General features: G+C 56.8%; 14 protein-coding genes and 1 tRNA gene. 9 read left to right on the top strand and 6 right to left on the bottom strand.

Going from position 1 to position 12,428, the window contains the following annotated elements; translation table 11 throughout:
• Positions 1-20: 20 nt before the first annotated feature.
• Positions 21-1,421 (bottom strand): PLP-dependent aminotransferase family protein, encoded by a 1,401-nt coding sequence (locus tag CFBP6623_RS14780; protein ID WP_080842396.1) that lies wholly within the window; start codon positions 1,419-1,421, stop codon positions 21-23.
• 162 nt (positions 1,422-1,583) lie between these two features.
• On the opposite strand from CFBP6623_RS14780, the gene CFBP6623_RS14775 reads away from it, so the two are divergent.
• Positions 1,584-2,459 (top strand): DMT family transporter, encoded by an 876-nt coding sequence (locus CFBP6623_RS14775; RefSeq protein ID WP_046799432.1) that lies wholly within the window; start codon positions 1,584-1,586, stop codon positions 2,457-2,459.
• A gap of 12 nt (positions 2,460-2,471) precedes the next feature.
• Here the strand turns inward: CFBP6623_RS14775 and CFBP6623_RS14770 are convergent, their stop codons facing one another.
• From CFBP6623_RS14770 to CFBP6623_RS14755, 4 genes are all read right to left on the bottom strand, one after another.
• Positions 2,472-3,578 carry a glycoside hydrolase family 25 protein gene (locus CFBP6623_RS14770; RefSeq protein WP_046799223.1) on the bottom strand — a complete coding sequence of 369 codons (1,107 nt, stop codon included), beginning with the start codon at positions 3,576-3,578 and terminating at the stop codon, positions 2,472-2,474.
• A 178-nt stretch (positions 3,579-3,756) separates the two neighbouring features.
• A complete protein-coding gene (locus CFBP6623_RS14765) occupies positions 3,757-3,945 on the bottom strand; it encodes a YegP family protein (RefSeq protein ID WP_046799222.1) in 189 nt (62 codons plus the stop codon).
• A gap of 83 nt (positions 3,946-4,028) precedes the next feature.
• Entirely contained in the window at positions 4,029-4,727 is a 699-nt protein-coding gene (locus CFBP6623_RS14760) for a type 1 glutamine amidotransferase (RefSeq protein WP_046799221.1), read from the bottom strand.
• A 136-nt stretch (positions 4,728-4,863) separates the two neighbouring features.
• A complete protein-coding gene (locus CFBP6623_RS14755; protein WP_062654281.1) occupies positions 4,864-5,313 on the bottom strand; it encodes a DoxX family protein in 450 nt (149 codons plus the stop codon).
• 133 nt (positions 5,314-5,446) lie between these two features.
• Here CFBP6623_RS14755 and CFBP6623_RS14750 point away from each other — a divergent pair, with 133 nt between their 5' ends.
• Positions 5,447-5,752, top strand: a complete 306-nt coding sequence (locus CFBP6623_RS14750) for a SelT/SelW/SelH family protein (protein ID WP_046799220.1) — start codon at positions 5,447-5,449, stop codon at positions 5,750-5,752.
• Between the two features lie 120 nt (positions 5,753-5,872).
• A tRNA-Leu gene (locus CFBP6623_RS14745) sits at positions 5,873-5,959 on the top strand.
• 239 nt (positions 5,960-6,198) lie between these two features.
• Here CFBP6623_RS14745 and CFBP6623_RS14740 read toward each other — a convergent pair.
• Positions 6,199-6,561: a pilus assembly protein N-terminal domain-containing protein gene (locus CFBP6623_RS14740; protein WP_046799219.1), complete on the bottom strand. Its 363-nt coding sequence runs from the start codon at positions 6,559-6,561 to the stop codon at positions 6,199-6,201.
• A gap of 461 nt (positions 6,562-7,022) precedes the next feature.
• Here CFBP6623_RS14740 and CFBP6623_RS14730 point away from each other — a divergent pair, with 461 nt between their 5' ends.
• The 6 genes from CFBP6623_RS14730 to CFBP6623_RS14705 all read left to right on the top strand — a co-directional run bounded on the left by CFBP6623_RS14730 (position 7,023) and on the right by CFBP6623_RS14705 (position 12,408).
• Positions 7,023-7,211, top strand: a complete 189-nt coding sequence (locus CFBP6623_RS14730) for a Flp family type IVb pilin (protein WP_046799218.1) — start codon at positions 7,023-7,025, stop codon at positions 7,209-7,211.
• Positions 7,212-7,328: 117 nt separating this feature from the next.
• Positions 7,329-7,841, top strand: coding sequence for an A24 family peptidase (locus CFBP6623_RS14725; protein ID WP_046799217.1), 513 nt, complete (start codon positions 7,329-7,331; stop codon positions 7,839-7,841).
• A gap of 125 nt (positions 7,842-7,966) precedes the next feature.
• Positions 7,967-8,773, top strand: a complete 807-nt coding sequence (gene cpaB, locus CFBP6623_RS14720; protein ID WP_052820178.1) for a Flp pilus assembly protein CpaB — start codon at positions 7,967-7,969, stop codon at positions 8,771-8,773.
• Positions 8,770-10,353, top strand: a complete 1,584-nt coding sequence (locus CFBP6623_RS14715; protein ID WP_046799215.1) for a type II and III secretion system protein family protein — start codon at positions 8,770-8,772, stop codon at positions 10,351-10,353. The genes cpaB and CFBP6623_RS14715 overlap by 4 nt, the downstream gene beginning before the upstream one ends.
• Positions 10,354-10,409: 56 nt before the next feature.
• The gene (locus CFBP6623_RS14710; protein ID WP_046799214.1) at positions 10,410-11,090 is read left to right on the top strand and encodes a CpaD family pilus assembly protein; all 681 of its coding nucleotides are present in this window, start codon (positions 10,410-10,412) and stop codon (positions 11,088-11,090) included.
• Positions 11,091-11,124: 34 nt separating this feature from the next.
• Positions 11,125-12,408, top strand: a complete 1,284-nt coding sequence (locus CFBP6623_RS14705; protein WP_046799213.1) for an AAA family ATPase — start codon at positions 11,125-11,127, stop codon at positions 12,406-12,408.
• The last annotated feature ends 20 nt before the right edge of the window (positions 12,409-12,428 follow it).

The raw sequence follows: 12,428 nt of genomic DNA, 5'->3' as shown, positions 1-12,428 counted from the left end.
TCCGATTCATCCCTGTGCCTTCAGAACGGGCGGCTACCGGCCGCCTCCCGGAGTGCATCCGCCAGCACCGTCATGGTCTGCGGGCTGCCCATTTGCGATACGTTGAAACGCATGAAACTGGATGCGTTCTGCGAGGAGCTGAAGACATTGCCGGGTGCCAACACCACCTGCTGCGCAAGCGCGCGGCGCGCCACATCGCCCGCATCCACCCCGTTCGGCAGGCGGCACCATAAAAACATGCCCGCCTGCGGCTCGATCCAGGGCACGCATCCAATCGACTTCAGACGTGCCGACGCCTCCGGCATCACCGCCGCAAGGCGCAGTCGAAGCGCCTCGACATGTTTGCGGTAACTGCCATCCGTCAAAAGCGACAGCACCAGCGCCGCTGAAAAATGCGCGCCGCCGAAAGCTGTAGCAATCTTGAGGTCGGTCAGCGCTTCCACCCATGCCACAGGTGCTGCAATGAAACCGCACCGCACGGAAGCAGACAGGGTTTTTGAAAAGCTGCCGATCTGGACAACACGGTCAAGACCATCGAAAGCAGCCAGCCGTGGTGCCGCCTGTGTTTCGAAATCGGCAAAAATATCATCTTCGATGATGGTCAGTCCCGCCTGTTCGGCCAGCATCAGCAGCCGATGGGCGGTAACGGCGGAAAGTCTGGCGCTGGTCGGATTATGGATCGCGGAATTGGTAATATAAAGACGCGGCTGGTGTTCTTTCAGCGCCTGCTCGAACAGCGGCAGGTCCGGCCCGGTTGGAGTGTAAGGCACGCCGATGACCTTGACGCGGTGTGCGCGAAGCAGGGCATGGAAATTGAAATAACAGGGGTCGTCGACAATCACCGCATCCCCCGGCTGCAGCAGGAAGCGGCAGAGAAGGTCGATTGCCTGCGTGCCGGAATCGGTGAGCATGATCTGGCTGGCACCCGCCTGTACCCCATGTTCGGCAAGCCTGCGCGACAGAAGCTGGCGAAGTTGCAGCAATCCCATGGGGCTCGCATAATCCGTCAGCAGGGCAGCATCCGCACGGGCAAGCCCCCGCATTGCCCGCCGCAACGCTTCTTCCGGCATCCACGATGCGGGAAGCCAACCGCAACCGGGCTTGGCAAGGACCGAGGCCTCATCCAGCGCCTGCCGCGACACCCACAAGGGATCCACCGCCCTGTCCAGCCGCGGCTCAATATCGGCCAGAGATAACGGCGCAAGCGGGCCCGCCACAAAAAACCCGGAGCCCGGACGCGAAACTATCGTGCCATCCGCCACCAGACGGTCATAGGCTTCAACAACGGTGGAGGTGGAAACCTGCATCGTCTTTGCCAGCGCCCGCACCGAAGGCAAACGCGCGCCCGGCACAAGGCTGCGCGAGACGATGCGCTGGCGGATGCTCGCCATTACTCTCTCTATGCGTGTTCCGGGCTGCATGCCTGTTCGGGGCGCCTGCGCGTGACGGGAACAACCTGCTCGTTCAAATCACTCTCCATCCGTACTGGGCCATCAACCATAACAGTTTATTGAAATTGTATATGACTGTTGCTGTTCCTGCCAGCCGTTCCGGATCAAGAAAGCAAAATGCAGGAGATGACAATGGACAAGACGACAAGCGGCTGGCTGAACGGCCTTATCGGCGTAGTGATATTCAGCGGTTCGCTGCCCGCGACGCGCGTTGCGGTGACGGATTTCGATCCGGTGTTCCTGACCGTTGCCCGGGCCAGCATTGCCGGCATTCTGGCGCTCGGCCTGCTGTTGCTGTTCCAGCAAAAACGCCCGGCACGGAACGATATGACATCGCTTTTCATCGTCTCGCTGGGCGTGGTGGTGGGCTTTCCACTTTTGACGGCGCTGGCACTGCGTCACGTGACATCGGCGCATTCCATCGTGTTCGTCGGGCTCTTGCCGCTCGCAACCGCGGTCTTCGCCGTGTTGCGGGGTGGCGAACGTCCCCGCCCCGCTTTCTGGCTGTTTTCCTGCCTGGGCAGTGCTCTCGTGGCAGGTTTTTCACTGTCGAATTCACTCTCAGCCGGAGTGGGGGCTTCGCTTGCCGGCGATCTCCTGATGCTGGGCGCGATCATCGTCTGTGGGCTGGGTTATGCGGAGGGTGCCGCTCTGTCGCGTAAGCTGGGCGGCTGGCAGGTTATTTCCTGGGCCCTCGTTCTTTCGCTGCCGGTGATGTTGCCGCTTGCCTTTTTCACCGGACCGGAAACGCTTGCCGGCATCGATCCGCAGGCCTGGGGCGGCCTTGCCTATGTGTCGCTGTTCAGCATGTTGATCGGCTTCATCTTCTGGTATCGCGGGCTGGCGCTCGGCGGCATTGCCGCTGTAGGCCAATTGCAATTGCTGCAGCCATTCTTCGGGCTGGCGCTTGCAGCAACCCTGCTGCATGAGGAGGTGAGCCCTGCCATGATCGGGGTTACGCTTGTGGTAGTGCTGTGCGTTGCCGGGGCCAGAAAATTCGCGCGCTGACACCCGCCCGGATCAGCTTGAACGGCGGTCGATCCAGCGATGCCATGCGTCCTCGCTGCCATTAAAGACATTGAGATCGATACGGCCGTCGACACCGTGCGAGAGGCCGGAGCCGGAATATTGCCAGAACAGCCACTTGCGACCGGGATAGACCACGGACGGATGCTGGGCGACAGCGCGCAGCCAGAAGGGATAATCCTGGAATTCGCCGGTGAGATTGTCCTTGTAAAAATCAGGTGCGGTATAAATAATCGGACGCTGTCCGTAGTGGCGCTCGAGCTTGTTCATGAAGACGCGCATCTTTTCCAGAACGCGCTCGCGGGAAAGACGCATCTTGCAGCTGGATTCGCCATTATATTCCACGTCGATCACCGGCGGCAGCGCATCGGGATCGCGCGGGACGTTGCGAATGAACCAGTCCGCCTGCTCGCCGGCATTGCGGCACCAATAAAAGAAGTGATAGGCGCCGCGGCGGATACCCGCTTCCTTCGCGCGCTGCCAGTTGGTGCGGAACATCGGATCAAGGTGATCGCCGCCATCCGTCGCCTTGATGAAGGCGAAATTGGCGCCGCGGGTGCGCAGCTGTGGCCAATTTATATTTGCCTGCCAGCGGGATACATCCACGCCGTGAACCTGAAAATGGCGCGGCTGAACGCGGCCGAAATTGATTGGCTTGGCATCGCTGAAACTGGAGCGGAAAATACGCGAGCGGATTTGTGCGCCGGCGCCCGCTGCCGGGGCGGCCGCCATCGCCAATTGCACCGGACGCTCCATTTCGCGAACCATCGGGCGCTCCGCCGGCCGCACCATTCCCGCCTGCGAAGGCGCGGGTAAACCGATTTCAGGCGCATTCTGAAGCAGGGATGCTTTTGGAGTGACAGCGGAAAAGGCTTTTGGCTCTTCAGGCACCGGCCCCCCCCATGCCAGCACTTCCTGCCGTGGCTGGGCGGCGATGGCCTGCGTGCCGACACTTGCCCGCGGCACGGGTGCCGATGGCGTGACCGAACTCGTCGTCTCCTTCGAGGGCAAGCCAGCCACCAGGCTTTCCGGCCCGGAACTGGTGCAGCCACCTAACAAAAGGCAACCGAAGAAAAGTGCTGGCACAGCCGATGATCGCATGAGAACCCGTACGCAAAACAAATCGGGGGCGCTCTGACGCCGCCCGGAGACCTCGAAATACAATTGCTAACGGAAGATTATCAAAAAAGACTGAATCTTATCTTTACGCCGGCACCTGCCAATGCGCCTGTCATTTCTGGCAGACAAAATACTTCGAGTTCTCACGGGGCGGCGAGGATCAGGCCGTCATGGTGGTCAGATCAACGGTATCGGCACCGGGAGAGTTTTTCTTGATCGACTCGATCGCATGGACCGCCGAGGCCTTTGCCTTGTATCCTTCCGACGAAAACATCGTTTCACCGTTGGATGCCTTGAAGCGAAAACGATATTCGCCAGCCTTATCCTGATAAATCTCAAATTTATACATGTTCTTCACATCTCCTTGCTGATGATGGCGAAACGACCAAAACCTGATCGCCCTTGGTCACGTTAACAACGAAAATAATCCGCTTAAATGAGTCGCACCCAGGCGCGTGCAATTTCCAGACCGGCCGCATCAGCCATAGCTGCGCGCGCGCCGCGGTGGTCGCTGTATTTTTCCAGCCAGCCGGGCGCCATTTTTTCGACCGACGCCGGGAAGGCCTCGCACCAGCTGTCCACGACGGCGGTGGATGCTTCGAAATGGAACTGGGTTCCATAAACCGCCCGACCTAGACGGAAGGCCTGATTTCGCGTTGCTTCATTGGTTGCCAGCCGTATCGCGCCCGGCGGAAGCGTAAACGTATCGCGATGCCATTGAAAAATCGGGAATATGCCATCCAGCCCAGCCAATAGTGGATCGGATACGCCGTCCTCCGTCAGCGATACATCTTCCCAACCGAATTCAGGCGGGCCGGAGAGAATATTCTCTCCCCCATAGGCGCGCGCCAGCAGCTGGCTGCCAAGGCACACGCCCATCACGGCCTTATCGGCATCACCAAAGGCTTTCATCAAATGCGCAAGGTCTGGAAGATAGGGATAAAGTGCGTCATCGAGGGCATTCTGCTCACCACCCAGAACGATGAGCGCATCATGCTCACCCGCACTGACGGGAAGAGGCTCGCCCGCATAGGCGCGGATAATGTGCGTTTCCACACCTGCCTCGTCCAGTGCGACGCCGAGTTGTCCGTGCGGCGTGCCCGCCATGTTTTCGATAATTACAACGCGCATGCGGCCTCTTGATGATGACGGAAAACCCAATCAGCGCAGTTGCCGATCAAATCCAAGCTTCACCACGAGAAAAACGGATTTTCAAGAGGCATAAAACGACGGCGGGGCGATGCCAGGCCAGCCCCGCCGGTAATCCTTAAAATTCCCGGGACATCTTTGCGTCGACGGAATGCCGGTTGCCGCCACGAACGGCGAAAAACAGGAAGATGGCCGCCCAGAGAATCGATTTTTCTGCGCCACCCAGACCTTCCGCCTTTACGATGCCGTGAAAATAGACCGTTACCAGCAGGACAATCATGGCCGCGAAGGAGGCAGGCCGCGTGAAGAGGCCGATCGCCACCAGAATGCCGCCGAAAAACTCTGTGGCGGCCAGAAGCGGCGACCAGAACACGCCGGGATAAAAGCCAAGGCTTTCCACCATGCCGACCGCACCGAAAGGGTTGGCGATCTTGCCAAAACCATGGGTGACAAGAAGAACACCCGCCGCAACGCGCAAAATGGTCTCCACCAGATCATGTGCCGCATTATAAAGCGGTGCGACAGCAGGAACGAAAAGACGCTGACGGTTATTGTCGAACTGGGCCATAGGATCTCCACGTTTCAGCCTTCGATGGCTTATCTGTTCGCAAAGCTCCGTGATAAGAACAAGAACGCGCCGGGTAAAAACATGAGTGTTATAGTTGACATTATCGTGACCGGGCTTTGAAGGAGACCTGATCATGACCGACACCAAGCCGCGCATAACCATTCGCTATTGCACGCAATGCAACTGGCTGCTGCGCGCGGGCTGGATGGCACAGGAGATATTGCAAACCTTCGCTTCTGATGTCGGCGAAGTCAGCCTCATCCCCTCAACCGGCGGTCTGTTCGAGATCACCGTGGACGGCACCATCATATGGGAACGCAAACGCGATGGCGGTTTTCCCGGCCCAAAAGAGCTCAAACAGAGAATCCGCGATATCATCGATCCGGACCGCGACCTCGGCCATGTGGACAGAACGAAGCATGACGGGCTCGACACCTGACCCGGCGACATGTTTCAACAGCCTCCAACCAAGTTTTTTCCCTTTAAAATCAATGATCGTCATAAAAGTTCAAAAAGTCTGTTGACACCGGGCGGCTGCCCTCGTACATCGCTCTCCGTCGCCCAGATGGCGGAATTGGTAGACGCGCCAGCTTCAGGTGCTGGTACTCGAAAGGGTGTGGAGGTTCGAGTCCTCTTCTGGGCACCATTCCTTTTTTGATCTTAGCCAGATCAATGACTTAGACGAAAAAACAGCAACATGCAGGCCTTCCGCGAAACGCAGGAGAGCATGTTGTGTTTTTTCGATGTGATCAGACTCTTGGCTCCCGTTTCCCCAAAAAAATGATTGCCGCCTGCGGGAACGCAGCATTTGTCACGTCGACAAAAAACCTGCCGTTTCCTCATGCAAAATCATTATATGTGAATGCTCATTTGGCTTCGCCGAGCTTACGGCTGAGAATCCTTGTCGCCGCTGTTTTGCGAATGTTGTTCGCAATTCGGCGTACAGGAAAGCACGGTTCGTTCCGTCTGGCGGAAAACGCGAACCGTATTGCCTTCATCGATGGAGACGAGAATGCGCTCGTCGACGATCGGATTTCCATCGGAATCAAGAAGCACGAGATTTGTCGTTCCGAAACTGCGGCCAGTTAGCACAATGGTCGTGGCATCGGCGACCGTGGCATCGGCAACTTTCGAATTGCCAACAATAACCTTGCTGACGGGACGATCGAGACGGAGAACACGGGCGTGGTTCATCGAAACGCGCAATATGTCTTCCTGGGCGAAAACAGATTGCGACGAGCCTCCCATAATGACGGACAAGCCGACCACAATTTTCGCCAGTTTTCCGGATGACACGCGTTTGGCCCTTGTTCATTACCCGCACTTTACTGCGTCGCAGAATGCGCGGTTTTAGTGAATGAAGCGTTAAATGGCGAAAATGCGTGGCGCGGGCGGTAACCATGCGCGGCTGAAGTCTTTGTCCGCCTTCGCCGGCCCGCATCAAAATTGAACATATATGTCCCATTGAGGGAGCAGGTTTCCAAAAATGGGAAATCCCTTGCGGCGGAATATATTTGTTTATCAGCAAATATAAAAATATGCACAATACTTTTTGCCTTTGTTTACCAAGAGAAACTCATCATGCCATTTACTTTGGATTAAGGATTTTTTTTAAGTGGTTGGAAATCGCTCGGCTGTAGTTTGAACGCAACCGAACAACGGAAAACAGTTGTCGGCGTGCTGAACCAAACAAGAGTTAGGAGATACTCATGACCAAGATTTTCGCTCGTTTCCTCAAGGACGAATCCGGCGCCACGGCAATTGAATACGGCCTGATCGCAGCGCTTATTTCCGTTGCAATCGTTGGTGGTGCCACGACCGTCGGCACTCAAATCAAGGCGCTTTTCGTTAACATTGGTGCGAAAATGACGGACGCCAAAACCAACTCGGGGCTGTAATAGCTGCAAGACGTCTTTTGATGGCCACTCTTAAAGGGGTGGCCGTCTTAGTATTGTTGGCATCCTCCTCGCACTGGTTGCCACCCATGCAGGGAAACCCTTTGTGGAATTGATCCAATGGTCGTAGCAGCAATTTTTCTGACTTTGCCTTTGTGCCTCGCGTTTGCTGCGCTGAATGATTTATTCAGCATGACCATACCAAACAGAATACCGCTTATATTGCTGTTTTCTTTCATAGTAGTTGCACCATTTACGGGTATGGATTGGCAGGTTTTCGCAATGAGCATTGCAGCCGCCGCAGCAGTATTTTTGGCCTGCTTTGCACTTTTCGCAGCTAACTCAATGGGCGGCGGAGATGCAAAATTGCTGACCGCCGCGACAGTCTGGTACGGATTCAACTCCTCGCTGATAGAGTTTCTGCTCGCAGTGACCATCATCGGTGGCGTGTTGACAATTGGCATACTGCTTTTGCGCTCGCGCTCGCAGGAGATTATGGCCGTCGGCATTCCCATCCCAGATTCCCTGATGGTAGCAAAGAAAATTCCCTATGGTATCGGCATCGCTGCTGCCGGACTGTTAACCTACGGTGACGCGCCGCTTGTAAAAGCCGCCATCGCCAGTCTTTCCTGAACAAGTCACAGCGCTGACGGATTAAAGACCCGTTAACCACAAATCCAAGCACAATATTAACTATAATTATACCAATCACGCGCCATCCTGAGGGGAGAACAACCTGATTCCCTCAAGGATCGAGCATGAAACCGTCGCGTATCGTTATTCTATCCGTTGCCTTGGTCGCTGCCGGTCTTGCCGGTCTCGTCGCCATGCAGATTTCCGGCGCAAAGCAGGTCATCGAAAAAGCGGAAACGATCATCCAGAAGGAGCCGACGGTCAATGTTCTCGTTTCCTCGGTCAATTTGCCCGTCGGTAGCCGCCTGAACGATAGTTCGATGCGCTGGACACCGTGGCCGCAGGGCAATGTCGTCGATAACTTCATAACCGAAACGAAAAATCCGAACGCGATCACCGAACTCACCGGTGCCGTCGTGCGGTTGCCCTTGTTCGAAGGCGAACCGGTGCGACCGGAAAAGGTCGTCGATTCCAGCACCCGCATCATGTCTTCACTTCTGCCGGCAGGCAAACGCGCCGTCGCCACGGAAATTTCCGTCTCCACCGGCGCCGGCGGTTTCGTGCTGCCGAATGACCGGGTCGATGTCATCATGGTTCGCAAGGGCGATAACGGCAATTTCCTGACCGAGAACGTTTTGAACAATGTCCGGGTTCTAGCAATCGACCAACAGATCAAGGAAGGCGAAGACGGCATCTCCGCCGTCGTCGGTGCGACTGCAACTCTGGAGCTGACCCCAGAACAGGCAAAAATCATAACGGTGGCGCAGCAGATGGCGGATCGCCTCACCCTTGCGTTGCGCTCGATCGCCGACGCGCAGGAAAACGATACGCTTTCAGCGGGTTACCTTCTGAACGGCGGCTCCGGTCAACCGGAAATCCAGGTGATCAAATCCGGGTCGATCGTCAAGGGCAGTCAAGGAGCATCACAATGACCGGGGGGTTCATGGCAAAGCGTGTTAAAAAACACCTGCGTTCATCGATGCTGGGCGGACTTGCATTCTGCGTGGCTTTTTCAGGCATTCCAGGCCCGCATTCGCCTGAATTTATGCGCCTTGGCGAAGCCGCGGCACAAAGTGCGAGTATCGTCCGGATCACCGAGAGCGGTTCAGGCATCCGCAAACGCCTGAAGCTCGGCCTCAACAAGGCATTGGTGATTGATCTGCCTGAGGATGCGCACGACATTCTCGTTGCGGATCCAAGCCTTGCCGATGCCGTGACACGCACCTCCAAACGAATTTACCTCTTCGGAAAAACGGTGGGGCAAACCAATATTTTCATTTTCGGTGAGGGCGGTCGCGAAATCGTCAGCCTCGACCTTGAAGTAGAGCGCGACATCTCCGGTCTCGAGGCCAATATCCGCCGTTTTATTCCCGAGTCGGATATCAAGGTGGAAATCGTTTCGGACAACATCGTTCTCACCGGCTCTGTGCGCACGCCGCAGGATTCTGCGCGTGCCGTGCAGCTTGCCGACGCGTTTCTTAAGGGTGGGGAAGCCACCACGCGTAATATATCGCTCACCGGCGGCGACAATGGTGGAGATGCGGCGATTTTTGCGGAAAGACGCCAAGTATCGCAAATCGTCAACATGTTGACGATCGAGGGCGAGGATCAGGTAACGCTGAAGGTGACTGTCGCCGAAGTCAGCCGGCAGGTGCTGAAACAACTCGGCTTCAATGGCTCCATCGGCAGTTCGACAAGCAGTAACGGCTTTGAGTTCTCAAATCCGTCCAACCTCGGGAATGCAATCAGCACTGCGTCTAAAATAGCCAGCGGTTCGATCGGTTCCGGCTCGCTGAACTTTGCCTCCTATCTCAATGCCATGGAGCAGGCTGGCGTCGTTCGCACTCTTGCAGAACCTAGTCTTACCGCCATCTCCGGCGAACAGGCCAAGTTCTATGTGGGGGGAGATTTCCGGATCGCCGGAACCCAGGAAGTTACGCTCGACAAAGATACAAATACTCCGACGATCACCCGCGAAACGGAAACAGTCGACTACGGTATCACCTTGAATTTCAAACCAGTGGTGCTTTCACCGGGAAGAATAAGTCTCAAAATCGAGACCAATGTCTCCGAGCCAACCTATGAAGGCAATGTGGTAACCGGCAACTATGGGCGGAACATTCCCGGCTCGACCTATATGTCAGTTCGCAAGCGCGAAACCTCCACAACAGTCGAACTTCCGTCCGGCGGATCGATCGTGATCGCAGGTCTTGTTCAAGACAATGTCCGCCAGGCCATGTCCGGACTGCCGGGCATGTCGAAAATCCCGATTTTCGGCACGCTTTTCCGCAGCAAGGACTTTATCCGCAACGAAACGGAACTGGTCATCATCGCGACGCCCTATCTGGTGCGGCCCGTTGCGCGCAACCAGATCGCCCGGCCGGATGACAACTTCAACCCGGAAAACGATGCCGCCATGTATTTCATGAACCGCGTCAACAAGGTCTATGGCCGCAAAGACCAGGTCCAGGCAGCGCCCTATCAGGGATCAGTGGGGTTCATCTACAAATGACGACACGCGCGCGAAATCTCCTCTTCAGAGCAAGCCCGGTCAGGGCAGGAAACGTCATGCCGGAAATAACTTCCTCTTCCTTCCTCAGACGGGCCGGTCTCATCTCCATGGTTGCGCTCGCCGCCGGCCTGCTGCAAGGCTGCGCGCGCGATCCGCTTACGACCAATGCCATTCCCGATGATTATCGCACACGCCATCCGATCACCCTGTCGGAAGCGGAGCACTCGCTGGATATTCCGGTTTCGGCGGGCGACAGCCGGTTGACCACCGCAGTGGCGGATAACGTGCGTGGTTTCGCCCAGAATTATGCGTCCATGTCGACCGGTATCATCAATATTCAGACGCCGTCGGGATCGGCCAATTCGGCAGCGGCCTCAAGAATGGCGAAGCAGATCCGCTCGACGCTTTCCGGCGCCGGCGTACCCTCGGGCAAAATCATGGAAACACGTTATTCGGCGTCCCCGAATGGCGATGCCGCCCCCATCCGCCTGAGTTACGTTGCCGTCACCGCAATGACCGGGCAATGCGGCCAGTGGCCCGAAGACCTTTCGGACAATACCTTCGCCAACAAGAACTGGTACAATTTTGGATGCGCTTCGCAGAGCAATCTCGCCGCGCAGGTTGCCAATCCCATGGATCTGGTCGGCCCGCGGGGCATGAGTCCGATCGATGCCGAGCGTCGCGCGGTGGTCATTGACGCCTATCGCGGCAAGAGCACGACGGCGACGACGGACTGATGCGGTTCCACCATTTGTTACGGCAGGATAGACGATGAGCGCTGTAGAATACGACATCAAATCAAACAGCGGCACAGACGCCGAAGCGCCCGTTCGCGTCGGGGATATGGATCGCCTGCGGCCCCTGCCCCGCATTTCCGTCCATGCCTTCTGTGTCAGCGACAATATGCAGGGCGTCATGGACGCATTGTCCGGCGACAGGCGCATGAGCAAGGTGACCCTTCGGGTGACCAAGGGGGACATCAACGCGGCAGCCACGATGTTTTCCGCTTCGCCCACGCCCAATCTCATCATTCTGGAGACGGCAAGCGCACCCGCTTCGCTGCTGGATGATCTCGCCCCCCTGGCGGAGGTTTGCGACCCCACCACTCGCGTCATCATCATCGGCCGACACAATGACATAACGCTTTATCGCGATCTCATCCGTAACGGCATTTCCGAATATCTTGTCGCCCCGGTCAGCATGGCCGATCTGCTAGCCTCGATCGCGACGATCTTCGTCGATCCGGAGGCGGAGCCGCTCGGCCGCAATATTGCCTTCATCGGCGCAAAAGGCGGGGTGGGCTCCTCGACAATCGCGCATAATTGCGCCTTCGGCATATCCACGCTGTTTTCCACCGAAACCATCTTGGCCGACATGGACCTCGCCTATGGCACGGCCAATATCGATTTCGATCAGGATCCTGCCCAGGGCATGGCTGAAGCCGTGTTTTCACCGGAACGGCTGGACGAGGTGTTTCTCGACCGTCTTTTGACGAAATGCTCCGACCATCTGTCGCTTCTGGCAGCACCGTCGCTTCTCGACAGGACCTATGATCTCGATCGTCAGGCTTTTCTGCCGATTCTCGAGGTTCTGCAGCGCAGCGCCCCTGTCGCAGTCCTCGACCTTCCCCACCAATGGTGCGACTGGACGCGAGCAGTCCTTGCGGAAGCCGACGAAGTGGTGATTACGGCCGTTCCGGATCTTGCAAATCTGCGCAACACGAAGAACCTGTTCGACGCTCTGTTAAAACTGCGACCCAATGACAAGTTGCCACACCTCATTCTCAATCAGGTGGGCGTGCCGAAACGGCCGGAGATTGCCCCGGCAGATTTCCTCGAGCCACTGGAAATCGAGCCCATCGCAATCATCCCATTCGATACCCAGCTGTTCGGCAATGCCGCCAATAGCGGGCGCATGATCAGCGAGATGGATGAAAAATCCCAGATCGCAGAAACTTTCTCGCAGATCGCCCATACGATTACAGGCCGCACCGTGCTGCGCAAAAGCAGACGCGGGGGTCTGGACAAACTCAAGAATATTCTCAAGCGCAAATAGGGTTTACCTCTGCGCCTTTA

Origin of the sequence: Agrobacterium tumefaciens (genome assembly GCF_005221385.1) — a bacterium.
Classification (GTDB): Bacteria; Pseudomonadota; Alphaproteobacteria; order Rhizobiales; family Rhizobiaceae; genus Agrobacterium; species Agrobacterium tomkonis.
This window is presented reverse-complemented; position numbering and strand designations above follow the sequence as displayed.

Excerpts from the sequence above, each read along its gene's own strand:
- CFBP6623_RS14730 (WP_046799218.1), top strand. The coding sequence starts at position 7,023 with ATGACCAAGATTTTCGCTCGTTTCCTCAAGGACGAATCCGGCGCCACG.
- CFBP6623_RS14705 (WP_046799213.1), top strand. The coding sequence starts at position 11,125 with ATGAGCGCTGTAGAATACGACATCAAATCAAACAGCGGCACAGACGCC.
- CFBP6623_RS14740 (WP_046799219.1), bottom strand. The coding sequence starts at position 6,561 with ATGGGAGGCTCGTCGCAATCTGTTTTCGCCCAGGAAGACATATTGCGC.
- cpaB (WP_052820178.1), top strand. The coding sequence starts at position 7,967 with ATGAAACCGTCGCGTATCGTTATTCTATCCGTTGCCTTGGTCGCTGCC.
- CFBP6623_RS14715 (WP_046799215.1), top strand. The coding sequence starts at position 8,770 with ATGACCGGGGGGTTCATGGCAAAGCGTGTTAAAAAACACCTGCGTTCA.
- CFBP6623_RS14780 (WP_080842396.1), bottom strand. The coding sequence starts at position 1,421 with ATGCAGCCCGGAACACGCATAGAGAGAGTAATGGCGAGCATCCGCCAG.
- CFBP6623_RS14725 (WP_046799217.1), top strand. The coding sequence starts at position 7,329 with ATGGTCGTAGCAGCAATTTTTCTGACTTTGCCTTTGTGCCTCGCGTTT.
- CFBP6623_RS14775 (WP_046799432.1), top strand. The coding sequence starts at position 1,584 with ATGGACAAGACGACAAGCGGCTGGCTGAACGGCCTTATCGGCGTAGTG.
- CFBP6623_RS14770 (WP_046799223.1), bottom strand. The coding sequence starts at position 3,578 with ATGCGATCATCGGCTGTGCCAGCACTTTTCTTCGGTTGCCTTTTGTTA.
- CFBP6623_RS14710 (WP_046799214.1), top strand. The coding sequence starts at position 10,410 with ATGCCGGAAATAACTTCCTCTTCCTTCCTCAGACGGGCCGGTCTCATC.
- CFBP6623_RS14760 (WP_046799221.1), bottom strand. The coding sequence starts at position 4,727 with ATGCGCGTTGTAATTATCGAAAACATGGCGGGCACGCCGCACGGACAA.
- CFBP6623_RS14765 (WP_046799222.1), bottom strand. The coding sequence starts at position 3,945 with ATGTATAAATTTGAGATTTATCAGGATAAGGCTGGCGAATATCGTTTT.
- CFBP6623_RS14750 (WP_046799220.1), top strand. The coding sequence starts at position 5,447 with ATGACCGACACCAAGCCGCGCATAACCATTCGCTATTGCACGCAATGC.
- CFBP6623_RS14755 (WP_062654281.1), bottom strand. The coding sequence starts at position 5,313 with ATGGCCCAGTTCGACAATAACCGTCAGCGTCTTTTCGTTCCTGCTGTC.